Here is a 24,714-nt window from a genome sequence, read left to right on the forward strand (position 1 = left end):
ACAACATCCCACAGCGTGCTCTCAACAACGAAACGCCGATTCAGGCAATGAAGAAATGGCAGGCAAAAAAGCCACAATTATTCGTTAAACGTGTTTATAACCAGGCGGGTCTTGACAGTTAGATAATTTTGACGGATGCTAGATTAAAGAATACCCCCAACTATACCCTTACCAAAAAGTTGCTCAAAAGCACTATGAATTAGTCAACCAAAAATGTCCATTCAAGCAAAGGATTGAAAATCCTTGTGTCGGTGGTTCGATTCCGCCCCGGGCCAATAAGAACTGAGCAAAATCGCCACTTTCGGGTGGCGGTTTTGCTTTAACGCGCACATTCTGCCGTCTCACTACTCCGGGCCGACATCTTGGCGAAGCAAAGTCAGCATATGCTGATGATGTGCCCCAACCTGCGAGTCGCCCCAGCCTTCGACCAAGGTGATCTCCGCCATCAATCTAAGCTTCGGACTTTGCCGTTCAATCGTATCGCGGAAGTTTTCCGCCTTGGCGCGCGGTAGGCTGTTGCTGAACTTTGAATTCGCGCTGATACTGACTAGGGCAAGATTGCCCAGCAGGTGGAGACCGGTAGCAGCCACCAACTCGCCCGACTGCTCTTGGTCGGGACGCTGCGGATAAAAATGCTCAATCGAAGTTCTGAACTGAAATTTAAAATCCCGCTTGGCAGCGTCGCTCAGTAGCAGAAAATCAAGGTAGGTGAACACGATTCGGCTAATCCCGAAACCCTGCGGTTGCTGCTCGCGCTCAAACGAGAAGCATTCCCGAACCTTGACGCGAGCATAACGCTTAAGAAACTCGGCCAGATCTACACGACTAACTTCTTGCGGGGCCTGCTCGGACAGCCAGCGCAGCACCTGGGTAATCCAATGCATTGTGCGTGGAGATGTGTAAGTAATCCGCAACATAGACTGCAACAAGAGAACTTCTCCGGTGTGCGGATCAGCGTTGCCATCTTCCTCCTGACTGCGTTCCGCACGCGCGAATACATGGCTGTATGTCGGGCTTGGCTTGGCCTCGGTACCGCCTTTCTTCAGACGCTGGAGGGACCAGTCACCATCTTCCAGCTTATTCGCCGTGAACTGACGCTTCAGAACGAACGCATCGAACAGGTTCCGGCACTTGAGCAGCATAAAGGCGAAGTGCTGTACCCACTCCACTTCCTTATCAGCAGCCTGCTTGACCGACGCGTCAAACGCCTTGATGAGCCGCTTGTCATCCAACGCCCCCTCATCCTCTTTTGGGTCGCCATGTAACACTTTCAGGACATGAAGCAGAAGGACAGGGAATTCGATTGTCGAACGAAACCGTTCGTTGCCGTCATCCTGCCCGGCCGCTTGCGCGCCCACGTCAGCGTATCGGGACAGTGCCTGTTCGAGAGACAGCGCGCCGCCGGTATTCTGTCCAGGCGTTTGCAAAACAGCCTTCGCGCGGAACTGCATCAGCGCGGCAAAGTCGGCGGCCTTCAGCCACGACCAGTCAGAGCCAAAGACCTGCGTGCGCAAGCCGGTATCGCCACGTGTCAACGACATCTGGAGATAGGAATCCATGTCCGCGCAGGCCTCCCATATCCATGCGAAGCAAGCCTGCTGGTGTTGATCGGACAGCTTGCTCATCAGGCGAGCCTTCACGATATCGACCTGCTTGAGCTGCTGACCACGGGTGTTCATGATCTCAAAATAACGATTGAGGTCAGTGTTCAGAGGCAGTGAGGCACGCACCACCGTGACCCGCTCTCGCAAAAAATCGGCGAATGCGGCGCGTGCCTGATTCAAGCGGAAATTCTGCTTAAAGAACTGCTGAATGATGCCGTATCCTTCATGAATCCCCGCATCTGCATCAATGCTGGCACCCTGCAGGCGGCTAGACGCTACGGCGTCCTGCGCCACAAGGCGCAGGGCCTCAGTCGCCCGTGCCCTTGACTCATATTGCAGGCGCCCGATATGCGAGGAGGAATGCCCCGACTCCGCCCCATCCTCCTGAAGGAACGTCAACAGCAAATACAGAGTAGTCAAACGCTGCTGTCCATCGATGACTTCGAAGACTTCCCCGCTGGCTCTCAGGATGACTACCAAGTTTCCCAGAAAATAGTCGTCGTCCGCCAGCATCGCGTCATGCACGTCGCTGATCAGTTGCTCAATCTGCTCCACCCGCCAAGCATAATTCCGCTGATAGACAGGAACCAGATATTTGGCAGTGAACAGTTGGCCGATACTCAGCAATTCAGGGACCAGCACGTTATTCTTCATTGCAAGCTCTCGATAAAGGCACGCAGTTCTTTTTCATGCTCCACATTGTTCGAATGAACGCTTTCCGCAAGATGGTGAATCGCGCTTGCGTTCATAGCATTACGCAATAAAACAAATGCGGACCTCTTGCCACCACCCTTGCCGCGTGCGCGATTGTCGGCAGAGGCAAACTGCACACGCAGCAATTCCAGCCGCAAGGCGTAGGCCCAAGCAAATAGCTGATTACGCGCGGCCGCCACATCCTCCTCGCCGAATTTGTTGGTATAGCTCAGCAGCGCGGCGATAAACAATTCGTAGACGTAGCGGTAGCGCGCCTGCTCTGGACCAAAGTTTTTGAAACCGCTGCTCCAGACCTCCTGCTCGATCAGTTTCAACTCACCCAGCATGAAGGCGACCATCTCGAAAAATGTACGTCCAGCAATAATCGGTGCATCTAGCTGGAAGCGACTGCGGCCTACATCACGCGCATCCTGCGAGGAAGATGCGGCGCAGACAGGGAGTAAAGGCAGCGCGGCTTGCGCAGCCAGGTGGTAGCGATGGTGTGGCGATAGCTCACGCGGAGCGCGCGCGGTTATCCCCTTGAACATGCCGATGTGCCGAATCGAGAATTCAAGCGCGCTCTCGCCACGAGACCACTTGGCGATCCGATATAAGAATGTCGAAAATAGCCGGTCCAGCTCCTCGTCCCTGACCGATTCCCAGGCTTCTACTACCGCCACTTTGGTCGCAGCTGATTCCTCACGCATCTCGCGCAAGTGGTGGGCTTTGAGCAGATCGTGCGGAGCCAGCGCTTTGCCGCGGTAGTTTTGCGAATCAAACACGCGAAACGCTTCATCAATATCGTCGGTTACGATGCGCACCATCTGACATTGGTGACAAATGAATCGGAGGAATTCGCCGGCCTGATCCATTGGGGCAAGGCGCTGTTGCAGCGCTGTCCAGACCAGCGATACGGGCGTCTGGCCCTCAGTGGGCAAGACCATCCCATACTGCGCCGTATCCAGAAGTGCCAGAATCATCCGCAAGGTTAGCAGGCGCTGCTGGCCATCGACAATATGTAGATATCCGCCCTCTTGGTGCAGAATAACCGCGCCAAGCACATACGGCACATCATGTCGCAGTGGATCGCGCAATGCTTCCGCCACATCATCCACCAGTTGCAGCGCAGTGAGCACTTCCCAGCTGTAAGGCCGCTGATAATTCGGAATGCGCAGGTCCTGCTTCAGCAACTCCTCCACCGTCACTGCGCTGACACCATTTACTTTGTTAATTGCCATGCATTGCGCTCCCTCTGCTGGCAAGTTGCCGGAACTGCTACTGTAACCTCGATCAAGACGTCACGGCTAGCCATTACCGAAAATGGCACCTCCCTCATTGTCGTGGGCGCGCGTTCAGCGCATCTCATTGCGAGGACATCAGTCATTAACGTTGCCGGCAATTCCGGTCAGGCGACTACCAGGTTGCTTCCCGTCTTCTTAGCGGTGTACAAAGCCAGGTCTCCGAGCGCCCCGCTGGCCGATGCCCTCCCTGCACATTGCTCGAGCATCTTCCCATAGCTAACCAAGTCTACAGTCCCTCGACCGAAGCCCCATTCCTATTCAACCAGTCTTTCCGCAATTCGTAGTCGGGAAGCGCACGTTCAACGCGTCGCCAGAAATCGGGGGTGTGATGTGGCTCATGCAGGTGCGCCATCTCGTGGACGACAACATATTCCGCGATTCGCGCTGGCAACAGAATGGTCTTCCAATGGAAGTACAGCAGCCCCCCTTTGCCGCACGAGCCCCAGCGGTAACCAAGGTCCTGCACCTTCACGCCAGCCGGCGCAAGCTCCATCCGCGCGGCATAGTCTTCGACTTTCGCCGATAGCCAGCGCGTGGCGTTGCCGCAGTACCAGCGAATCATGTGTTCGCGCCCTTCGCTCGCGAGTGCCCTGGGCATCACGAATCGTCCACCGACTAACTTGACTGGCGCAATCGATTCGTCAACCAGGCGAAGACGAAAATTGCGGCCGAGGTAGAGAAAGCCCTCGCCATCGACGAATATCTTGTTGGGCACCTCGCGCGTCAAGCTCTCCTGGCGCGCCAACTGCTGGTAGATCCACATACGCTTGCGTTGGACGAAGTCGCGCAAGGTGGCCTCTGGAGTCTCTGCAGGCGCTGACAGAATCAGCTCACCACTACGATCAACGGTAATCTCCAAGGTCCGTCGCACGGCGCTGCGTCGGACCTCAAAGCACAAGTCATCGACAGTCAGCATGTTCATGTCGTCACTAGTTTTTCATGGTTGGCACGCGCCAGCTCCATCAGCTTGTCGACCAGCGCTTCGATCTGCGGCGTGGGTAGCAAGCGTGAGCGCATCAGCAGCTCGAAAATGCGCGTGTTCAGCGCGTCCTGCGCCGGCTGGCGGTTGGGGCGCCAGAAATTGGGCGTCAATTCCGAGATGATGGTGTCCACCACTTCGACGCTCAGGTCCAGCAGCTTCTTGCGCTCGACATCGGCCATTGCAGCGTCGCCGACGGCCGCGTCGACCAGCAGGCGAAGGAAGGGACCGTATTGTTCTGGCAGGTCAGGCAGGCGGTCGTCGTGGTCAACGCAGCCGCTGCGAATTTCGTCAACCAGTCCCTTCAATGCTAGCGCCAGCTGGTCCCAATGATCACCCAGTTTGTCGAGTAAATCCTTCAGGCGTTCACTCAACTTGCGGAATGCCACCGGGTCCTGATCCATGTGTTCGCGGATGTGCGCCCGCACCGCGTGTTCCATCTCCGACGCCTTGGCGCGGTCGTTCGGCTCGCGCGCCACCTTCATGGCAAAGTCGGCATCGGTAAGCGAGACGGGCGCTATCTTCGGGTCCACGCCCAACGATATGACGTGCTCATCGATCAGCTTGCGCACCTTGGCGCCCACGTCCTTGCCCAGCACCGGCGTATCACGATAGCGATTGCGGGCGCGGGCGTAGATAAAGGCCAACAGTTTCGCATCCGGCGCGAAGGGCAAGCCTTCCGGCCTTGGCAGCACTACGTCGAGCGTATTCAAAAACTGCTTGAGCTTGACCGTAAATTCGGCGCGCAGCCGTTCGTCGGCGAGCACTTCGACGCAAGTATCGAAATCGCTCAGGCTCTCAATGCCCCGGCTACGAAACAGATCGACGACACGCAGGTGCCTGTCACGCAGTACCGGAATTTCGTCCTTCAAGCTTTGCAAAGCACCGTCGATGTCTTCATCCGCATAAACATTGAGCGCCTGCTTGAGATGATGGGCCAGGCCAAAATAATCGACCACGATGCCGAACTGCTTATCGTACCCAGTGCGGTTCACGCGCGCGATGGTCTGCAATAGCTCGGCCTCGCGGATCGGGCGATCCAGGTACATCACGCCTTCGATCGGCGCATCAAAGCCGGTAAGCAGCATCGACTTGACGATCAGGAAGGCCAGCGGATCCGTCTTCGCCGCGTCTTTGTGCAACAGTGGTTTTTTGAAGCGCTTGATGCGCTGCTCCTGCGCCACACCGTCGGTCCATTGCTTCCATACGGGATCGTCGTTATTGCCACCGGAAATAATCGGCGCGAACTCAATCGCGCGCAAGGTGTCGCGATAGCGCCACGCCTGAACCTGCGCCTGTACCAGCGGCGACCGGCGGCACAAAACCTCGTCGTCCATCGCCTTGTCTTCCGGGCTCAAGGCCTCGGCTTCGGCCAGCAGCGCATCGCGCGCCACAAAAAAAGCGTCCACGTAGCGCACCACGGCGAGCCGGCTGTATGCCACCACCTGGGCCTTGAAGCCGTTAGGCAGAATGTACGTCACGTAGTGGCGCAGCATGTCGCGCGCCTTGTCGGCAATGAGCGCGGGCGCCTCGAAAATCTGCCCCTTGGTCGCATACTTCTTGCGGATCGCTTCGAGTTCCTCAGGCGTATGCTCGCGGAACAAGTCCTCGAACAATTCGTCCAGATTGGCCCCCTCCTTGACTGCACCATTGGCCGTGCGGCCTTCGTAGAGTATGGGGACGATGGCGCCATCCTGCTCGGCTTCGCGGATCGTGTAACGGTCGATAAACTCGCCGAAAATTTCATATGTGCGCTTCTTGTCGCCCATCAGAATTGGCGTACCGGTGAAACCGATGCGCGCGCAGTTGGGCAAGCCAGTCTGCAGCGCTGCCTGCAAGTCGCCGGCCTGGCTGCGATGCGCCTCGTCCACCAGAATCAGGATGCTGTCGTCTTCGTTGAGCACTTCGGCCGGTACCGACTGGCGCACTTCATACCGTGGCAAATCTGCCGCCTGTAGACCAGGCTCACCGGCAGCATCGCCGCCGCGTGCTTTCTGGATCATGCCAAACACCAGACCTGGGCCGCGACGGCGCAGCATCGCCTTCAACTTATCTGCCGATGTGGCCCGTTCCACCGTTTCACCCGTCAATGCGGCGGTCAGGGAAAGCTGCTGTTCCAGATCGGTACGGTCGGTCACCACCACTACCTTGAAACGCCGCAGTTGCGGATCGGTGCGCAGCTTGCGGATCAGAAATACCATGGTCAGGCTCTTGCCAGAGCCCTGCGTATGCCAGACGATGCCGCCACGCCGGTCATGCTCGCCATCCTGGATACGCGTCTTGCCGGTGCGCAGACGCTCAATGGCGCGAACGACGGCGCGGTACTGCTGATAGCGGCAGACGGTTTTGACCGTGTGGCCATCCATATTCATGAAAAGCATGAAGTGGCGCAGCACGTCGAGCAAGGTGCGCGGCTCGAACAGGCCGGCCACCAGGCGCTCCTGCTCGGACAGCTGGGTCTTGCCCAGCTTCTCGCACACGGCTTCCTCGGTCATCGGCACCACCGTCTTCCAGGCCGAATAATGGCGAAATTCTGCGCCTATGCAAGCCACTCTGGCCTCGTCGAAACTGGTCGCCACCAACAGCTGATTGGTGTGGAACAGTGGTTCATTGCCCTCATTGTCATCGACTTCGCCGCTGGCCCGGCGCGCATTACTATAGCGGCGCAACTGGTCCACTGCCTCGGCCAATGGCTCGGAAACCGACGGACTCTTGCACTCGATCACCGCCAGCGGAATGCCGTTTACCAGCAGCACCAGATCAGGCACGATAAACGCCTTGCCCCGGTTGTACCCCGGCGGGCAGTCCACCCGGTACTGATTAACAACGGTAAATTCGTTGCGCTCAGGGTGAGCCCAATCGATGTAGTGAATTGTCTGGACGCGGCCGCCATCCCAATCCGGCATGCCATCGACCGTGAGACCACCATGCAGCAGCTCGGTGGCAAAGCGGTTTGCCTCCATCAAGCGGTGCGCGGGGATGCGCGTAATGGCGCCGACGGCTTGCGACAGGCGTTCGTCGTCCAGCCAGGGCTGCGCCACCCCGGCCACATCGCGCAGATTCAGGTCGTAGAGCTGACGGCGCAGCGTAGCTTCTTGCACCACCTCAGCGAAGCTAGCGCGGCCGGTCTTGGCAGGCTGGTCCAGGTCACCTGCCACATAGCGCCAGCCCATCGCGGTCAGCTGCTCAACAAACGGACGTTCGACTTCGTCCAATTCCCAATTCATAAGTATCCGTTCAGTTCTATAGTTCGTTGATTTCAATGGGAAAAATATTGAAAGACGTCTAAAACAGGTCCAAAACCACGTCCAAAGACGTCTAAACCGTCTATAAACCCAAGCTACTCAGCGTCACCCAGAACGTAATATGCCGCCCGCCTTTCGCCATGCTGTTGCAGGCGCCCAGACTGCCTGAGGCGCTTCAATAGATCCCTCGCCTGAATTGAGGTCAGGCGACATAAATCAGCTACGTCGCTACGACGCACCGATCCATGCTGTCGCACATAGCTCAGCACCATCTGCTCGTGCTGGAGATTGCTAAAACCCATCTGCCGCGTGTAAGCAGCCTTGCCCCCTTCAGCCTGATAAACGCCGGCTGCAAGCGTATAGGTGCGGCCACGCGTCGTGCCATGGGCTTGCGCAAGGCCAGCCTCAACCAAAGCCTCCAGGGTGCGCTTCGCTTGCACCGGCTCTCGCTGGATATGGATGGCCAGTTCCTCGGTCGTCAGGCGCTTCAGGCCACGCAACGCCGCCAGGGCGATCAGGCTGTCGATCGGCAATGCACTGCCGCGCCGTCCCTCTTCCTCGACCACGCGCTTCAGGAAAGCCTCGTCGGCATCCGTCGTGGCCAGGCGCAGGATGACGCTGGTGGCATCGGTGCGCCGGTAATCCGGCTCGGGACGCCCGAAGCGCAACATGCCGCGATAGATTTTGTCGACGCCACGCCCCGAACGCTCGACCACGCCGATGCGCTTCATCGCGTCGGCCAGTGTGCGATTGCGCGGTCGCGGTTCGGTGGTCAACAAGTTCGCCAGCGTCACGCCATCCATCAGGCCACCCGGGTTGCTGATCGTCAGCCCTTCGTCGTCCATCCGCACATGCACCGCGCCCATGCGGTGATAGTCACGATGTACCAGCGCGTTGGCGACCCCCTCGCGGAAGGCGCCCAGATCCACCTTGGGCACGGGCACGCGGAACAAACCAACCTGTATTTCGCGTTCCGGATTGTAAGGGCGAAAATTCGTCTCCAGCCAGTCCAGCGCCTTGAGCAGGGGGAAGCGGCGAAATTCGTTGAAGCCGACCGCCTCGCGCGCCAGCACCTGGAACGCGAATTCATGCGTGCCAACCAGTTCGCGCAGCGCCAGCTCCTTGCCCAGCAACAGCAGACCCGTCAGCGTGGGCACGCGCGTGCCATCGCTCTGGCGCGTGGTCAATCCAAGCGCACCATCGAGCGCTTCGTCATCGAGTTCAAGCAGCACACGGTCGCCGCCATATTGCTGCACGCTCTGGCGCAGGCGCTCGCGCTCCAGCGGGTCCAGGTCACTCAGCTTGGCACCGGCCACCGCCAAGGCAGAAGCATCCACCAAGCCAAAGGTGGTGGCGCGGCTGGCTCGCTCATGCGGCAACATCGCCACGCATTCGGGCTGGCCGTCGGCCTTCAGGCGCCGGCGCAGATACACGCCGCCGGTGGTCGCCACTTCGCCATGCGCCTTGGGTATGGCGATGCGCGCTACATGCACAGCGCCCAGTGCGACCGGCGTGACCACGACCGCCAGCGACGGCGATGTGCGCGCGGCCACCAGACCCGCCAGTCCGGCCAGTTGCATATGTTCAGCATGCAGACCCGTCGGCGTGCCGTCGTCTTCCACACCCAGCCACAGTTCGCCACCGTCGGCGTTGGCCAGGCAAATGACGGCCTCGACCAGATCGTTGTCGGACAGGCGCTTGCGGTCGCTCTTAAATTCAACGGTGAACGATTCACCCTGTGGCAGGGTCGGGATCATGATTACGCGCCTTGAGAGTTGAGCAGCGGTGTAACGCGGACGCGACCAGTGAGAAGGTCGTCCATCAGACCGGCTTTTTCTTCCATCATTTTATGTAATCCAGCAATTTCCAAGGTAATTTTAGCCAACGCGGCCGAAACAATCCGGACAATCTCCTTCTGCTCGGAATGCGCATTTGGCAACGCGATCCGAAAGGATTGCACGTCGCCCTTTGTAATGTTGGGATCCTTCCGTGTGCTAGCAGCGACACCCGCCCATCTTTTCCGTCCATGCTGAACGGCTCGCAGTACATATTCCGGTTCTAGGTCTGCGGAAGTAAAAATCAATGCACTGATTGCTTGATTTGTAGCTGCAGGCGTCTGCAGAATTCCCGTTCGCCCAATTTGCTCCCAACCACCGTACATTGCAATCAATACACTGCCAACAGGCAGTCTTTCACAGGAACATTCTCGCAATGCTACTGCGGTGATGGATTCACTCGTTTTCTGAATATCTCCTTCATTCAAATCCATCGTTTTGACCCATGGTATTCCGTCGTCGCAGTAATATCGTGCCGATGAGCTTCTCGCAGGTGTCGTACCTGACCGAATTTCAGCAATTTCGCCAAGAGTTGCCGTACACCAAGATGTCGGGATCCATCCCAGTGGCGAGTCCTTGTAGAGATGGGGCGCCTGGCTCTGCGGTGGGCGCAGTTCGCCGTTAGCGCCGATGCCACGCGTCAGCAGGTCGTGCAGCAGCCCCTGCTTGACTTGCTTGAGCTTTTCGATGATCGCTTCGGTCTGGCGGATTATAGTGTCGAGCGTGTCGAGAATTTTAGCGATCGCAGTCTGTTCCGCGATTGGTGGCGTGAAGACCTCAAATCGCCGAACGTCGCCATCGTTCAGCGCAGGATAACTAGACCCAACGGCATCACGGTTTGCCTGAATTGAAATTTGGCTGCTCATTACACAATGGAAAAGGTATCGTGAGTCACTCACACCTTCCTTTGCGCGAATAACCGAAAAGCCGGTCGATGCAACAACCGCGCCGATATTTTCCCGATCAAAGTAACCGTGTGATTGTAAATTTGGACGCACAGTTCCGAAAAGAACATCACCGTAACGTAAGACACGGCGCGCCCGGCTTGGTGAAGTTGCGTAAGAAACCTCGGCGACCGATTTCCAATGAATAGAGCCAGCACTCGTCGCACCTAAGTCGACGTATCTAAAACGGAAATTCTGGGCCGTCGTCGAGCTAAGTGTCTCAGGATTTGTATCTGCTAGCTCATCGAGCGAACGTAACATCGCTGGATTGATTTCATACATACCGTAACCCATGCAAAAACGATTTTAAGGCTTCATTGGCAACATCCCGATCTCGTTCGATATCATCCAACGTGATATGGTACTTATCCCACCAATTTTCAAATTCAGCAATAACCTGCTGCCGGTGCGCGTCGACGCAGCGTGCCACGATTGCCGCCATGTCATTGCGCAAGATAGTCAGCAGCAAGTCGGCCGCGCCAGCTTCGTCGAGCGCGTCAACAGCCAAATTGAGACGAACTGTAAAGCTTAGCTCCTGCGCCTTGATCTCCTTCTTGAGCACACCAAGCTGCGTTTTCCAAACCTTGATCTGCGCTTCATCCACAGCAGGCTCGTCATCAACAACTTCGGCTTCATCACCATCCTCACCCGCGCTCTTGCTGGCCATAGCCGCCTTGATTTGGCTGTCCAACTCGGCCTTGCGCGTTTCCAGCACCGCCTGCGCATCAACGAAGTCGGCCATCAGGAACTTGACCAGCTTATGCTCAAATGGCTGGTCCTTGCTTTGCTCGTCATCCATCGCCGCCAGTATGCTAGTGCGCCAGGCATCGACGACGCCTTTGGTGCCACGCGCCATCAGGGTCATGAATTCATACTTGGCATCATCCCAGAATCCCGCAACGATGCCGCGCACCTGGAAGCGTCCCAGCACACCGGCCGGCTCCATCGCATCGGCAAAGCTGTGGAGCAGGTCATTACGCAGACCCACCATGCTGGCCGCGCCGGCAATGGCGATTATGCGCAGGCTGTGCGCCCGCCACCATGCGTCAAAGGCTTCGCGCACCGCTAGTTCGCGCTGCAGCAAGCCTGGGTTGGTCTCGATGGCGAGCTTGATGGATTGGCGCGTAGACAGTTGCGGCGCAAAGTCGAAATAGTGAGCGTCGCGTTCGGTCAGCAGCGCCAGCGGATCGAGGCCGTGCGCGGCAAGAATTTCCATCTTCGCCGCCACTTCGGCCTTGGGCACACCGCCCAGTAAGTGGGCGCGCACGTCGTGCGGCTCAGGCGCGATGGCGTTGTCGGCGTAGCGGCGAATGTTGAGGTTGTAGTCATTCTCGCGCAAGGTGGCCGTGCTGACAATGGCAGAAAAGCCCGGCTCGGCCTTGAAATTTTCAAAAGTGTTGACGATTTTTTCGATATGCTCGGGCAGCAGGTAATTCTGCGCGCGGCCTTCGAAATACTCGCGGTCGGCGTTAATGAACAGCACCTGCCCACGGCGCTCGGCCACCTTGCCGCTGGCGTTGCCCTGGCGCTGGCGCATCACCAGCACGCAGGCGGGAATACCAGTGCCGTAGAACAGGTTGGCGGGCAGGCCGATCACCGCTTCGACCAGGTCGGCCTCGATCATGGCGCCACGGATGGCGCGCTCTTCGCCGCCCCGGAACAGCACGCCGTGCGGCATCACGGTGGCAAGCTGCCCGCCGTCGCGCAGTACGGCCACCATGTGCTGCAGGAACATCAGGTCGGCCTTCTTGCTGCCCAAGGACACCTCGCCGTAGCGGAAACGCTCGGCGCGGAACTTGGGCGCCCAGACGGACTGGCCGTTGCGGTCGGTGTCGGCGCTGCCCCAGTTGATCGAGAAGGGCGGATTCGACAGTACGCGGTCGAAGCGCATCAACTCGCCCCCTTCCACGTGCTGCGGCTCGGCCAGCGTGTCTTCGTTGCGCAAGTCGGCAGTGCTGATGCCGTGCAAAAGCATGTTCATCTTGGCGATAGACCAGACGGTGCCATTCGCCTCCTGGCCGCACAGGTCGGCGCGGCGACCATCGCCGCCATGCTCATCGATATACTCCTTGGCCATGATCAGCATACCGCCCGAGCCGACGCAAGGATCGTAGATACTGTGCTGCTGCTCGGGCTTGACCAGTCGCACCATCATGCGCACGACCGAACGCGGCGTGTAAAACTCGCCGCCCTTCTTGCCGGCCGAGTCGGCGAACTCGCCGATCAAATACTCATAGGCCGCGCCCAGCAGGTCGGGGAACTCAAAGTCCTCATTGCGCAGGCGGTAGGTGCCAAAGTGGCTGATCAGCTGGCGCAGCTTGATGTCGGGAATCTTGCTCTGCCCGACCTTGCGCGAAAAATCGATGTGTTCAAGCACTTCGGCCAGGCTGGAGTTGTTACTTTCCAGGCCGCCGAGCGCACGGTTGAGAAAGCCGCCGACATCGACGTGGGCCTCGTTGACCAGATAGTCCCAGCGCGAAGTCGGTGGTACGTAGAAGGACTGACCGTACCAGCGTTTGAGCTCGGCACTGGCCTCTGCATCAGACTCTGACTTGCCCCCCGCTATTTCTTGCGCGATAACTTGTTCGCGACGCTGGTCGAACACGTCGGAGCAACGTTTCAAGAACAGCATCCCGAAGATATATTCTTTAAATTCAGAGGCATCCATCTTGCCGCGCAAGATATCGGCGGCCTTAAATAGATGACGTTCCAGCTGTGGCAATGTAATCGGCATGAGGTTAATGAAGGGAATTCAGAGAGGGGCCGATAATATAGCATTTACGCGTGCCAAAGTATCGTTGACATAGCGGCAACTGTCAAATTCACAGCCCCGGATTAATGTCTCCGGTTCGCCCTTATTTGGCGTGGCCCAACAATTGTGCACCAGCGCGTGAACGCACCTGCTCAAGACACCACCCACCATAATCGCCTCAAGAGAACGCCGTGGCTCGCTCACATTGCTGCGACAACGGATACCGCCGTGCCGGCGCCCTGGTCAACCGCACACGCGCTGTGATGGGCTTGCAAACGATTAACCACAAGTGCTTTTACCGGGGCATGAAGGCGTATCAACAGTTGCTGCCGAAGGAGCCAAAACGTCCAGCAGTTGGTCAACCTCCCGTTTAGACACCCCTACGGCTAGCATCTATACAGCGTTGCTGCCATTCTGCGATTTCAGCCGCATCCCACGCGACGGACTTGGGACCAATGGGAATAGGCGCTGGCAACACGCCTGCCTTCACCTTGCGCCAGATAGTGGCGCGCGACCAGCCGGTAGCCTCGATGACAGCAGGCAAGCGGAGGAATTTTTTAGTCGTGGTCATAAGATTCTCCTTCGATTGATGAACAGCAAACAATGACGAGTCATGCCGACTCTCCCCGATCATTCCGGCAGCGCCAAGGCTGCACTCCTTTGCATCTCCTCTGCTCCATGCGCTGCGGCCCTGATACCAATGGGCGATCATCTGCCCAGATAGATGGAAGTGACCTGCTCACGTCCATGCCCCATCTCCACCGAAATCTTCATCCGCGCAGCTTGATCTGCGAGTTTTTGCGAAGCATCCAGCTGCCTCGACGTCGGGCCACCACTAGCTGGACTAGGTCGGCCAGTCAACTCCGCATAGCGCCGCTGCGCGTACTCATGGCGCAGCCCATGCACGCCATGGATGCCAGCCTTGTCGCACTGCGCCCGAAAGCGGTTCAACTGGTCCCGATACCGCAACTGCGCCGGAATCAAGCTGCCTTTTCCGGCCAGCGCCTTGGCCGCTTCCAGCACGGCGCGCTGCAGCATGGTGGCAATCGGCACCTCCCGGTATTTGCCACCCTTGGTCCAGCTATCCTTCAGCCGCAGGATGTTCCCGCCGTCGGCCCATCCCGCCTTGATCTTGATGCTTTCCTCGCGCCGCAATCCAAACGCCGCCTGCAACTGCAGGGACATGCGCGTATACGGATCATTCACGCGGGCCAGCGTGTCGGCGTCCAGCACCTTCGCCTTCGAGACATTGGTGACAAACACCCGCTCCGCGATGCCATATTCGCCGTTGGTGCGCGCAATGATGTTTTCCTTGCCGATCTTCTCGGCCCACCAACGCAAAGCGCTCATGCGATTCTTGATCGTTCCGGTACTGACGCCATCCTGCCTCCACTTGTCGAGCAGCGCCGCCACATGCTTTGGTTTCAGACTGTCCACGCTCATATGCTGGAAGCCCCGTTCCGCCAGGTCGTTGGCGCACAGGTTTAATAGGCGCTCGCGGTCGGCTTGCGTCGCAAAGCTGCCATCCCGGTTGCGGTGACACAGTTGCTTGAGCTGGTAGTTCAAGTCGCGCATGGCAAAGTCATCCTTCCGATCATTGGTTTTCACATCGATGCCGCGTGGTGTAATCCTGTCTGGTAAGTGTTTCTGGCCACCCTCACTGCCTCGGCAGGAAAGGTTGAATCAAGGGCCTCGGGACACCACTCCCGTGTATGCGGTTGCTGTTACTGCCTGCCCGCGCCGCATGCGCGTGTGGCACCGCTGCGCGCTCCCGGAGGAAGCTGCCACAGCGGGGACCAATCACCCAGGGTCCATGGAGTGCACATCGTGCACGGATCAACTTCTATTAATCAGCCCGTAGCGGGCAAAGGACATCGCAGGGCTTGCCTGCGATGCGGGGCGCCTGGCCCCATCACTGAACAACATCACGCGGTGGAATTCCGCTTGCCGCCTGGGCCTATGCCGTCGGCGGCGCGTCGTCACTGGCAGCACGCCGCCAGTAACGACGCGCGCACGTAGCCATGGCATGTGACGGCATATAAGCCAGCATCGCACTCGCGGTGACGATACTGGCGACTCTGAAGCACATGCGCTGGCGGCAGCCGCGATGGCATCGCATCGCTGGCATTTCTGCTGACGGTGCGGCTTGCGGCAAAGCCATGCTGTGCTTCATACGGTGCGCTACCTCGCGGGCATGCGAACCAATCGTGGCAGGAGTCTTGCTCCTGTTTGAGGAAGCGCCCATCGGGCGCAATCGTCCAGGCAATCCGTCTTACGGATTGTGGGATATGAAGACGCTGAAGGCAGCGCTTTATCGTGCCGAGATGTGCATGCTTCTGCATGGCCCGGCGATCTGTCTAGCAAAAACTGCTAAGTATCATGGTGGCGGGTGACGACCGCAACGCCTATGCCGCTAAGCATAGGGACATGCTCAATGCATGCCCTCGTGGGAGCGATTCCCACATAAGAGAGCTTCATTCTATGCCGGTTAACGACGTTTGCAAGCGGTTCGTTTCGTCAAGGATGCTTTTGGTAGTGCGCAGCATCCGGACCGGCGCGGACTGGGCTGGTCCCACTGGCATTGACCGGCAGCGTTGCAGCCGGGACAGATTATCCGATAGCTAGTTTATGTAATTTATCCTCGGGGGACGTCTGCTTGATAAGCGCATCCGTGAGGCGCAATACATACTTAGACATGGTGCCCTCCTGTTCCGCCATCCCGGCTGAATTCGCCGCTGACCAGCGTTAATCTTGGCGTCTGCGGCGGCGTTCCCTTGCCGCTGACGGCATCGATGTAATCGGCCCAATCCTGCATCATCCGGCGCCGTTCCGCCAGGAACTGCGCCCGGTCATAGGCGCTGGCCACCTTATCCTTCGGTGCATGTGCCAGTTGCCGGTCCACGACTTCATGCCGGTAGCCCAGGCGCTCCTTGATAGTGCTCATGGCCAGCGCCCGGAAGCCATGGCCGGTCATCTTACCCTTGTATCCCATGCGTCCAAGCGCCACCAGTATCGTGTTATTGCTAATCGGCTTTTCGTGGTCGCGCTGATTCGGGAACAGGTACTTGTTGCGGCCCGTGATCGCGTGCAGTTCGCGCAGCAGCTCCAGCGCCTGGCGCGAAAGGCAGACGTGATGGTTGGTCATATCCGGATTGACGGTCAGCTTGCCACGCTTCATGCGCTGCCACGGAATGATCCACTCGTCGCGCTCCAGGTCGATTTCACGCCAGGGCGTCTCGATCAACTCGCTGGTGCGCACAAAGCACAGCAGCATCAGCCGCAGCGCGATGCGGGTCGGCGCAAACATGCGTGCTTCGTTGCGATCCAGAATGGCCAGGAACTGCGGTAGTTCGTCGGCATTGATGGCGGCGAAGTGTCCGGCGCGGACGGTCTTCAACACATCCTTCATATCGGTGACCAGATTGCGCTCTGTGAACCCGCACTGAATCGCATAGCTGAAAATTGACGCACATACCGCTTTCTGGCGATGGGCGATTTCGCTTGCGCCGCGCTCCTCGATCTTGCGCAGCGCGGCGATCAGATCGCGGTGCTTTATCTCATCGATCGGCATGCGGCCGATGACTGGAAAGATGTCCGCTTGCAGGCGCTGGATAGTGTTCTTGGCTGTGCGTTCGCTCCAGGTCGGCACTTTGTTGCCGTGCCACTCGCGCGCTATTTTTTCGAACGTGTTGGACGCCTTATCCTTTGCCAAGCGTTTGGCGTCGTCGCGATGCTTGGCGGGGTCGATTCCTTGCAGCAACAGGCGGCGTGTCGCCAGGCGCTTTTCTCGTGCGTCCTGCAAGGTGATTTCCGGGTAAGGTCCGAACGTCAGCGTGTTCTCTTTGCCGTTGGCCTGCCGGAACTTGAACCGCCAGATGCGGGAGCCGGTAGGCGCGACGACGAGATACATGCCGTCACCATCGAACATTTTGTACGGCCGCTCGCGTGGCTTGGCGTTGCGGATGAGTAAATCTGTCAGCGGAGCAATGATCTTTGGCATGGCAAACCTCCTGTGCGGCATGCTGTAAAGATCAATATAGTCGTTTTTTTGAATTTTTGGGGCAAGCGGCAATGGCTGAGTGCGAGGTGCCCCCAAACTTGCGCCTACTTGAGGTGGATATCCTGGGACGCTGTGCAACGTCCAGAAACGAAAAAACCGCTTAGAATCAAGGATCTAAGCGGTTTTTGAGGGACTTCCTGAGACGTCCTGATGTTACTTAATTGCTATCCGTGGCGGAGAGAGGGGGATACGTACCACCCTCATGCCAAAGCCTTGATTTTAAAGCCAAATTTTCTCATCAACGTTAAAGTGTCCCAAAACTTTTGGTACCCCTCGTTGTGACCCCTGCATCGTGCCCATGAGAGCACTCCGTGTCAACGTATTTGTATCCGACTTGGGGATTCGAACTCCCGATGCTGCTTACGCTGTCTTCTTGGATGTCCCGGAAGGACACAGACGAGCTGGTCCATCTCCACTACCGTGACCCATCCATTGAAAATGGCAATTTAAACAACAATTCTTGGCTAATTTTTCAACAAAAGAAGAATTGGTGAGAATGTTCCTGGAAGAAACCTTTATCATTCTCATGTGCTTGAATTCATGATTGAGATAATTTTATGGAAGTAGATACCAAAAAACCGATTGATATGTTCATCTTTAATCACGAATCCATCTGGGTTCTGTATGCCGACAAAAAACTTCATGAAATTCCCATTTCAGAAGAAAACTTAATATGGCTAAGTGAGTTCAAGACGAAAACAGGCGTAAAAGTTGTTAGCAATGATAGTCACATCCCAGAACAATTCTCTAAGCTTTGGTCTAGATTAAGAAAAGGTTCAACAGATCCAAAACCAATTTGGTGGCCCTAATTTTGTGACTTAGACTAGAGCACTTGACAGCTTTACTCAATTTCATATCTTCCTCTCAAAAAGAGAGGAATGTATGAATTTTCTAATTGCACTATTTAATTATATAAAGAAAGGTTTTTCGCAAACCATGAACAACATGAATAAAGGTAGATTCACCAGCAAGCCACAACGTCCAATGATCCATAAAATTTGGATTGCTGAAGTCGTTGACGGCGAGGTTGTTATTCATGACAGGTGGATCATTGTTAATTGCAAAGGTGAAACCCTTGAAGCACCCATTTTTGACAACGAAAAGGCCGCACTTGATTGGCTGGATGAAAACCATCCAGCCCAAAACTACGCCCCGTAGTAGCCAAGCCCTCACTGCCACTTCAGATCAACTTTGCAAAAAGTTCTTCAATAAATTTAATTTGATAGTTGACGCCAGTAGTTGTACCGAATAAAGTACAACCATCAACAAGCAAACAACACTGTAGTGGCTTGTTGATCCTTCAAGCTACTACACACATTTAACTACTGGAGAATTTTTATGGCAGAAACCAAGAAGCTGAGCCTTGCTGACATCCTCGCCAAGCGCAAAGAATTTGAAGACATGGTTGCAGCTCAACTGCAAGCTGAGCGCCCTACTGCTCTTGCCGGTGTTTTGGAACAAATCAAGCTGTTCAACTTCACCGCTGCCGAACTGGGCTTTAAAGCCTCTCCTGCTGCAACTGTTCAAGCAAGTAGCGCCAAAAGCAGCGAAGCTAGTACTCGTGTCATGAACAAGCCCATTAAGTCCACGAAAGGTGAAGAACCTAGTGTATGGCTGGCTCACCCTCCGAAGTTCCTGGAAGCTGAAGGCGCTTTCACAACCTACCAGTCGGGTAAGTCTGTGGATGCATGGCTGGTTACGCCTGCCGACAAAAAGGCCAAGACCAACTTCTTGAAAAAGCTGGCAAGCCGTCTTGGCAAGGTTCCTACTAAAGAGCAACTGGGCGACATCACCAAGGAAGAATTCGAAGCAGCGTAAGCCCTCACTACTCTTGACAGAAAGCACCTCCGGGTGCTTTTTTTTCGCCCTGTGTCAGCAGAAATAGCCAGAATCCAAAATCTATGAGAAGATTTCCAAAAGCCAACAAATTTCAGCTCACAGGCAGAGGAAATAGGGAATGTCCAAAATTAGTGCAAAAAAAGAACCGGCGTCAGACTTCGAAAATTTGGTTCGCAATGGAATAGATTTTCTGACCAAGGCAATTTCTCAACTTGAAAGCGAACCTAAACATTCAGTTATCAACTTCTATACAGGAGTAGAGATTTTCCTAAAAGCGCCCCTTGTTCACGAGCATTGGACTCTTGTTGTCGTTGATCGGGACCTGAATCGCCAAAATTATGAGGCTGGTGATTTTCTTTCGGTTTCATTCGATGATGCGTGTACCCGTCTAGCTACCGCTTTGAACAAGCCTTTGCAAAAAACCGCAAAAGAAGCCTTTGACAAGGTTCGCAAGCATCGTAATCGTATGGTTCACTTCTATCATAGCGGAATAAACGGAAAACAAAAAGAAGCAATTAAGCTAGAACAAGCCCAGGCTTGGTTTGAGCTCAATAGATTTATTACTGATACATGGCGAGAAGAGTTTAAGCCATTCCAATCTGAATTTCGTCGTATGGAGCGGGACTTAATTAACAACAACCACTACGCAAAAGCAAAATTTAACAGCCTGAAGAAAAAAATTGATGGCATGAAAAATGGCGGGCATGTTTTTGAAGATTGCCCAGGATGTGGCACAAGTGCGTTGCATGTTGAAGAGGAAGTGGAAGATCTCATAACCAGTGCTTGCTTGGTCTGCTTCCATAGCGATAAACGAGTGAAACTAGATTGTCCAGCTTGTGGTAAAGCCAACCAAAGCTTAGTGGCCTACGAAAGCTTTGAATGTAAAAAGTGCGGCCACAAGGTTTCCGACGACGACCTGTTTGATTTAATTGATCAAAACACCGTTCGTGGCACCAAAGATGATCTCGACTCTGATACACCAGCAAATTGCGATGAGTGCCAAAGCTATCATTCAGTATGCGAGTATCAAGAAGGCTATGTTTGTACCAATTGCCTGACATACTTTGATCATCTAGAGAAATGTGAATGGTGCAATGATCCCATGACAGGATCTAGCGCGGATACATACGCATTAGGATGCGAACATTGCGACGGTTATGCGGGTAATGTCGGAGATGATTGATACAAAACCATACTAAAAGAGAAGATTTTTAGGGATAGGCATTAATATCAAATTCCTGAAGACCTTTTTTATTTAATGACATAGGACACATTTTTTAATTTTTTTGCTTGTCACCAATCATTAAAGAAAATTATCCAAAAAATCAAGCCCCAGCAATGGGGCTTTTTTATTTCTATCATCTTATTGATTAATAGTTCAAATTTAATACGATGTACTATTATGGAGGAAATATGGAAGAGATAATTACAGGAAGCTCAAAACAACAATCAATGCCAGTAAAAAAGCCTGGTGGACGAATAGTATGGATGTTGAATAATTTAATACACCGTGAAGACGGCCCTGCTGTTGAGGAAGCAAACGGGAACAAGGAGTGGTGGCAAAATGGGAAACGCCATCGTGAAGACGGTCCTGCCGTAGAACCAGCAAACTCCAAAAAATCATGGTATCAGCAAGGTAAAAATCTAGATGGCCCAGTAGTCTTTGACGCAGAAGAAAACAAGCAATGGTGGCTTAATGGCGAACTACATCGTAAAGACGGCCCAGCCCTGGAATACGCTAACGGCAACAAATTCTGGTATGCAAATGGAAAGCTACACAGAGAGGATGGCCCTGCAATTGAAAGACCAGGTGGGATCAACGAATGGTATCAAAACGGGAAGCTTCACCGTGCGGAAGGCCCTGCTAAAGAAGGCCCAGATGGCACGGCAGAATGGTTCTTAAATGGTGTCAAACAACCCAAAGCTGATCTTCCTGTTAACGTGGTCAAGAGCATTGAATCTAACCTAGAAAAACTGAGCGACAGTCAGCTTAGCGACGTTTCAAACATTGTTTCGTCTATGCTTGCATTAAGAAAAAGCCTAACTTCACCCGTTGAAAAAAACAAACCAAAGATTTAAAATATTCAAACTCAAAAAAGCCCCTTCATAGGGGTTTTCGCATTTTCTGATTAATTCCGTTATCAATAAAAAGTATCACTTTTTCTTTCTCTAGATCATTGCTTAATATTATATTAAACAACATTAAGGATGATATGATAAATAATATGATTTTCGCAATGTATGCGTTGAAGATAGAACGTTATCAAGGCACCTTCGGGTGCTTTTCTATTTTCATACCCGGTCTTAGTTTGTCTATTTATCTCATATGAAAAAAGCAAAGGATGCCTAAGCATCCTTTACCGACCACACCAACAATAAGAGTCCTGCATAAAAACGGGGGGAGTATCCAAAGCAGGCACCCTTACTTTAATGAATTTTCCGACATTGTCAATACAATTGATAAAACTCAACTACAACATCTCGCTTAGGCTACAATAAAATCTATGCGATGATAAAAAAAGCCCCATTGCAGGGGCTTGATTTTTTTGGATAACCTGTTTTAATGATTAGTGACTAAACAAAAAACTAAAAAGGAATCCTATGTCATTAAATATAAATAATAAATCTGCTGTTGTCAACAAGCAAAATGAAGAATTTAACTATTTCTCATTAAATAAAAAAGTCTTCAACGAACTTGTTCTAACAAGTAGACCAAAGCTTGTCCTCTATCAAATAATTTCTTATCTCGCCTGCACATGCACCTATAAAAATGGTCTTGTTGGAATTCATAGTGAGATGAAACAAGCAACATTGTGCAAGGCACTAGAAATAGATAGAAGAGATTTAGCAGGATATTTGAAGCAGCTTGAAACTATGAGCTTCATTAAGATATTCAACACCAGCCCACTAGTTCTACAAGTGTTAGAAGTTCCACAGGCACCCCGAATAAACGATATTAAAGGGCTGTTGCTTTATGTTCATACTAACCCACAGCAATTCAATTTCCATAGAAATTTGAAGAGAAAAACAGCATTCTTTGAGACATTCAAAGAATACAACTCTCAAATTCTTGTGGAAAAAATGAAAAAGGCAGAAGTTCCAGCGGATCACCAACCAACCGAGCAAGAACCAGACGACTATGATCCATTTGGCTTCAAATAATAATCCCCGAAAGGGGATTTTTTATGAACTCATAGACGTGAAGCACTCACAAGTCAACAGCAAAAAAACTCAACCCGACAAGTCAACCCGACACCAGAAGCCTTTATTAACAAGCCTTTAGGAGCTGTCGTCCGCAGTATTCAACCCGACAACCTATCTATTCAACCCGACACCAAAACCCTTATTAATCAGCACTTAACGGAAAACCTACCGACAGTTTTGGTATGTTTGATAAAGAATGCTTGACATAAAGCAACATATATCAATCATTACTCTATTCAATACATAGTACAAAGTAGTATATATTAAATATTACTAACATAGAATAAAGAATAAAATCCCGCGAGCGGAAAACTTGATAAAGTTCTTTGAATTTATTATATAAATACAAAATAAAGAAAAACTTATAAACTATGCTGAACAGAAAATTAGAGCCAATCTATATCTTCCAACGCAATTGATTGAAAAATCATTAATCGACGATTTTTTACCATTAAAAAAGCACCCGCAGGTGCTTTTCTTATTTTAACTTATAAGATGAACTATTGGAGTCTAAACCTTTGCTTTTCCTCCAAGCCGCTCTTTCCAGTTCTTTTTCCTTGCTTTCTTCAATCTCAAATTCAATGACCTCAAGATCATCGGATGTTTTTACCTCTGAAACATAGCAGTAACCAACCAATTGCCCAATATTGATGATTGTGTTCGGAACAGTCGCTGTAGTGCCGTCAGTCGTCAATATTTCAATGATGCTACCCTTAACGGTTGCATGCACCGATTGTACGTACTCAAGACCTTGAACAACGTTCTTTCCTTCAAATTGAAAACTACCGTAGCTCATAAAGTATCTCCAAATACGCGCCAATAATTTTAGTACTGATTTCATATATCGCTCTCCCTTTTAGGAAGAACATACGAAATATCCCATTTAAGTCAACACATCAATTGTGATTGATTGCTCAATTCCAGCCACGGTACTTTCAATCAAGAATACGCTGGTATCACGTCAGTGAAAAAGGGACCAGCTCGCCTGTGTCCTCCTGGAACATTCAAGAAGACAGCGTAAGCCCATGCCCTTCAATTCTAGTTAAGGTCTTGAACTTAGATCACGTCACTACTAGGCGGCTTTAGCAAGATCCACGGCTGAACTTCAAGAGCCTTGGCAATTGCCTCTATATTGGACAGCGAGACGTTCCAGCGCGAACGCTCCACGGCTGAGACATATGAGCGGTCTAATCCACACTCCAATGCAAGCTTTTCTTGCGACCAGCCTTTTCCCACTCTAAGCAAACGCACGTTGAACGCCACCACGCCACGCAGATCGTCCGCTGATGGCAATACGGTGGGTGGCTTGGGTTTCGCTGACATGACGTAACCCTAGCGATGTGATACATTTGCATCCACGGAGTTTGCTTCCCATATGAAGCATTTTTTAAAAATGTAATTTCAATAACTTTGAAAGATAAACGTGGAAAAAACTAAGACGATTGCTGGCTTTATCGCTGTGTCATGCCTGGTGGTTGCGTGTGGTGGTGGAGGTAGTGATAGCGGCAGCTCAAACGGAGGCTCCAACAGCACCCCACCAACAAGTGCTGGCATTACCAGCCCCACTGATGCGCAAGTGATTTCGCTGGTTCAATCCACTAACATTGACTTCGGCCCCAGTGCGAATGGTCGGCCTGCTGGAACGTGGCGCTGGTCTGATACCCCAAGCCGTCATATCCCGGTCTACATCCCTACTCCAGCAGCCGGTGACACGACAGCGCAGGACTACGCTGCGAAGGTCAACACTTCAGTAGCGCTGATTAACACCAAGCTGGCCGGTCTGCTGGTATTGGATGCAACCAATACAATGCCAAACGGTGGAAAGTTCATTCAGGTGAGCTACGGCACGTCTTGGGTGCCACCGGGTTCAACGGATTACGCTAGTTACTGCGCTAATGTGGCGACGGGGCCAAGCACTGGCAGCATGATCATGCCCGACATCCAGAACGGCATTTACTCCAACCCTGTCTTCATCAACCTTGGCAATGGCCGTTGCAATGTAACGCAAGAAATCGTGACCCATGAATTCGGGCATGCATTGGGTCTGGCAAATCACTTTGATGGCTTCGGCACGAACGACACGAGTTCAACCGCTTTCTGGGACGTTCTGGCAACGCTGTACAGCAATCCTCAGTCTACTCTTACAGCGAACCTTGTTGTGAAGCGTGCGCCTAAATAATTAAATTATTGTTGTGAATCATTGATAAAGCACCGAGAGGTGCTTTATCTACATCGATCTTTAGTAAATCCCCAGCTTT

Annotated in this window: 19 protein-coding genes, 1 tRNA gene and 1 pseudogene; 9 read left to right on the forward strand and 12 right to left on the reverse strand. The window is 53.4% G+C overall.

Annotated features, from left to right (window positions below):
• Together ACQ4WL_RS18880 and ACQ4WL_RS18885 are read left to right on the forward strand one after the other, a co-directional pair.
• A pseudogene (locus ACQ4WL_RS18880) lies at positions 1–122 on the forward strand (IS481 family transposase); the annotation flags it as partial.
• A 56-nt stretch (positions 123–178) separates the two neighbouring features.
• A tRNA-Phe gene (locus ACQ4WL_RS18885) sits at positions 179–275 on the forward strand.
• A 69-nt stretch (positions 276–344) separates the two neighbouring features.
• On the opposite strand, the gene ACQ4WL_RS18890 is transcribed toward ACQ4WL_RS18885, so the two are convergent.
• The 10 genes from ACQ4WL_RS18890 to ACQ4WL_RS18935 all read right to left on the reverse strand — a co-directional run bounded on the left by ACQ4WL_RS18890 (position 345) and on the right by ACQ4WL_RS18935 (position 17,353).
• Positions 345–2,258, reverse strand: coding sequence for a DUF262 domain-containing protein (locus tag ACQ4WL_RS18890; protein ID WP_436511125.1), 1,914 nt, complete (start codon positions 2,256–2,258; stop codon positions 345–347).
• The gene (locus ACQ4WL_RS18895) at positions 2,255–3,535 is read right to left on the reverse strand and encodes a DUF262 domain-containing protein (protein WP_436511126.1); all 1,281 of its coding nucleotides are present in this window, start codon (positions 3,533–3,535) and stop codon (positions 2,255–2,257) included. Before ACQ4WL_RS18895 ends, ACQ4WL_RS18890 begins: the two co-directional genes overlap by 4 nt.
• Before the next feature lie 289 nt (positions 3,536–3,824).
• Positions 3,825–4,514, reverse strand: a complete 690-nt coding sequence (locus tag ACQ4WL_RS18900; RefSeq protein ID WP_436511127.1) for a M48 family metallopeptidase — start codon at positions 4,512–4,514, stop codon at positions 3,825–3,827.
• A 2-nt stretch (positions 4,515–4,516) separates the two neighbouring features.
• The gene (locus tag ACQ4WL_RS18905; protein WP_436511128.1) at positions 4,517–7,804 is read right to left on the reverse strand and encodes a type I restriction endonuclease subunit R; all 3,288 of its coding nucleotides are present in this window, start codon (positions 7,802–7,804) and stop codon (positions 4,517–4,519) included.
• A gap of 113 nt (positions 7,805–7,917) precedes the next feature.
• Positions 7,918–9,579, reverse strand: coding sequence for a DNA glycosylase AlkZ-like family protein (locus ACQ4WL_RS18910; protein WP_436511129.1), 1,662 nt, complete (start codon positions 9,577–9,579; stop codon positions 7,918–7,920).
• A 2-nt stretch (positions 9,580–9,581) separates the two neighbouring features.
• Entirely contained in the window at positions 9,582–10,883 is a 1,302-nt protein-coding gene (locus ACQ4WL_RS18915; protein WP_436511130.1) for a restriction endonuclease subunit S, read from the reverse strand.
• Positions 10,876–13,335 carry a type I restriction-modification system subunit M gene (locus ACQ4WL_RS18920; RefSeq protein WP_436511131.1) on the reverse strand — a complete coding sequence of 820 codons (2,460 nt, stop codon included), beginning with the start codon at positions 13,333–13,335 and terminating at the stop codon, positions 10,876–10,878. Before ACQ4WL_RS18920 ends, ACQ4WL_RS18915 begins: the two co-directional genes overlap by 8 nt.
• 388 nt (positions 13,336–13,723) lie before the next feature.
• The gene (locus ACQ4WL_RS18925; protein ID WP_139090190.1) at positions 13,724–13,924 is read right to left on the reverse strand and encodes a helix-turn-helix transcriptional regulator; all 201 of its coding nucleotides are present in this window, start codon (positions 13,922–13,924) and stop codon (positions 13,724–13,726) included.
• A 137-nt stretch (positions 13,925–14,061) separates the two neighbouring features.
• On the reverse strand, positions 14,062–14,928 hold the full coding sequence (locus tag ACQ4WL_RS18930) for a phage integrase N-terminal domain-containing protein (protein ID WP_436511132.1): 867 nt from the start codon (positions 14,926–14,928) through the stop codon (positions 14,062–14,064).
• A 1,114-nt stretch (positions 14,929–16,042) separates the two neighbouring features.
• Entirely contained in the window at positions 16,043–17,353 is a 1,311-nt protein-coding gene (locus ACQ4WL_RS18935; protein ID WP_436511133.1) for a tyrosine-type recombinase/integrase, read from the reverse strand.
• Between the two features lie 617 nt (positions 17,354–17,970).
• Between ACQ4WL_RS18935 and ACQ4WL_RS18940 the strand changes: the two genes are divergently transcribed.
• From ACQ4WL_RS18940 to ACQ4WL_RS18965, 6 genes are all read left to right on the forward strand, one after another.
• Positions 17,971–18,222: a hypothetical protein gene (locus tag ACQ4WL_RS18940; RefSeq protein WP_436511134.1), complete on the forward strand. Its 252-nt coding sequence runs from the start codon at positions 17,971–17,973 to the stop codon at positions 18,220–18,222.
• A 73-nt stretch (positions 18,223–18,295) separates the two neighbouring features.
• A complete protein-coding gene (locus ACQ4WL_RS18945; RefSeq protein WP_436511135.1) occupies positions 18,296–18,571 on the forward strand; it encodes a hypothetical protein in 276 nt (91 codons plus the stop codon).
• 180 nt (positions 18,572–18,751) lie between these two features.
• Positions 18,752–19,231, forward strand: coding sequence for a hypothetical protein (locus tag ACQ4WL_RS18950; protein ID WP_436511136.1), 480 nt, complete (start codon positions 18,752–18,754; stop codon positions 19,229–19,231).
• A gap of 139 nt (positions 19,232–19,370) precedes the next feature.
• Positions 19,371–20,435, forward strand: coding sequence for a hypothetical protein (locus ACQ4WL_RS18955; protein ID WP_436511137.1), 1,065 nt, complete (start codon positions 19,371–19,373; stop codon positions 20,433–20,435).
• Between the two features lie 230 nt (positions 20,436–20,665).
• Positions 20,666–21,331, forward strand: a complete 666-nt coding sequence (locus ACQ4WL_RS18960; protein WP_436511138.1) for a hypothetical protein — start codon at positions 20,666–20,668, stop codon at positions 21,329–21,331.
• Between the two features lie 522 nt (positions 21,332–21,853).
• Positions 21,854–22,414 carry a hypothetical protein gene (locus tag ACQ4WL_RS18965; RefSeq protein ID WP_436511139.1) on the forward strand — a complete coding sequence of 187 codons (561 nt, stop codon included), beginning with the start codon at positions 21,854–21,856 and terminating at the stop codon, positions 22,412–22,414.
• Positions 22,415–22,934: 520 nt separating this feature from the next.
• On the opposite strand, the gene ACQ4WL_RS18970 is transcribed toward ACQ4WL_RS18965, so the two are convergent.
• On the reverse strand, positions 22,935–23,297 hold the full coding sequence (locus tag ACQ4WL_RS18970) for a hypothetical protein (protein WP_436511140.1): 363 nt from the start codon (positions 23,295–23,297) through the stop codon (positions 22,935–22,937).
• 215 nt (positions 23,298–23,512) lie between these two features.
• On the reverse strand, positions 23,513–23,779 hold the full coding sequence (locus ACQ4WL_RS18975) for a helix-turn-helix domain-containing protein (RefSeq protein WP_436511141.1): 267 nt from the start codon (positions 23,777–23,779) through the stop codon (positions 23,513–23,515).
• A gap of 100 nt (positions 23,780–23,879) precedes the next feature.
• On the opposite strand from ACQ4WL_RS18975, the gene ACQ4WL_RS18980 reads away from it, so the two are divergent.
• Entirely contained in the window at positions 23,880–24,635 is a 756-nt protein-coding gene (locus tag ACQ4WL_RS18980) for a zinc metalloprotease (protein WP_436511142.1), read from the forward strand.
• The last annotated feature ends 79 nt before the right edge of the window (positions 24,636–24,714 follow it).

This window comes from Janthinobacterium kochi, from assembly GCF_051380715.1.
Classification (GTDB): domain Bacteria; phylum Pseudomonadota; class Gammaproteobacteria; order Burkholderiales; family Burkholderiaceae_D; genus Janthinobacterium.

Coding starts and splice junctions, on each gene's coding strand:
- ACQ4WL_RS18890 (WP_436511125.1), bottom strand. CDS start 2,258: ATGAAGAATAACGTGCTGGTCCCTGAATTGCTGAGTATCGGCCAACTG.
- ACQ4WL_RS18895 (WP_436511126.1), bottom strand. CDS start 3,535: ATGGCAATTAACAAAGTAAATGGTGTCAGCGCAGTGACGGTGGAGGAG.
- ACQ4WL_RS18900 (WP_436511127.1), bottom strand. CDS start 4,514: ATGCTGACTGTCGATGACTTGTGCTTTGAGGTCCGACGCAGCGCCGTG.
- ACQ4WL_RS18905 (WP_436511128.1), bottom strand. CDS start 7,804: ATGAATTGGGAATTGGACGAAGTCGAACGTCCGTTTGTTGAGCAGCTG.
- ACQ4WL_RS18910 (WP_436511129.1), bottom strand. CDS start 9,579: ATGATCCCGACCCTGCCACAGGGTGAATCGTTCACCGTTGAATTTAAG.
- ACQ4WL_RS18915 (WP_436511130.1), bottom strand. CDS start 10,883: ATGTATGAAATCAATCCAGCGATGTTACGTTCGCTCGATGAGCTAGCA.
- ACQ4WL_RS18920 (WP_436511131.1), bottom strand. CDS start 13,335: ATGCCGATTACATTGCCACAGCTGGAACGTCATCTATTTAAGGCCGCC.
- ACQ4WL_RS18925 (WP_139090190.1), bottom strand. CDS start 13,924: ATGACCACGACTAAAAAATTCCTCCGCTTGCCTGCTGTCATCGAGGCT.
- ACQ4WL_RS18930 (WP_436511132.1), bottom strand. CDS start 14,928: ATGCGCGACTTGAACTACCAGCTCAAGCAACTGTGTCACCGCAACCGG.
- ACQ4WL_RS18935 (WP_436511133.1), bottom strand. CDS start 17,353: ATGCCAAAGATCATTGCTCCGCTGACAGATTTACTCATCCGCAACGCC.
- ACQ4WL_RS18940 (WP_436511134.1), top strand. CDS start 17,971: ATGGAAGTAGATACCAAAAAACCGATTGATATGTTCATCTTTAATCAC.
- ACQ4WL_RS18945 (WP_436511135.1), top strand. CDS start 18,296: ATGAATTTTCTAATTGCACTATTTAATTATATAAAGAAAGGTTTTTCG.
- ACQ4WL_RS18950 (WP_436511136.1), top strand. CDS start 18,752: ATGGCAGAAACCAAGAAGCTGAGCCTTGCTGACATCCTCGCCAAGCGC.
- ACQ4WL_RS18955 (WP_436511137.1), top strand. CDS start 19,371: ATGTCCAAAATTAGTGCAAAAAAAGAACCGGCGTCAGACTTCGAAAAT.
- ACQ4WL_RS18960 (WP_436511138.1), top strand. CDS start 20,666: ATGGAAGAGATAATTACAGGAAGCTCAAAACAACAATCAATGCCAGTA.
- ACQ4WL_RS18965 (WP_436511139.1), top strand. CDS start 21,854: ATGTCATTAAATATAAATAATAAATCTGCTGTTGTCAACAAGCAAAAT.
- ACQ4WL_RS18970 (WP_436511140.1), bottom strand. CDS start 23,297: ATGAAATCAGTACTAAAATTATTGGCGCGTATTTGGAGATACTTTATG.
- ACQ4WL_RS18975 (WP_436511141.1), bottom strand. CDS start 23,779: ATGTCAGCGAAACCCAAGCCACCCACCGTATTGCCATCAGCGGACGAT.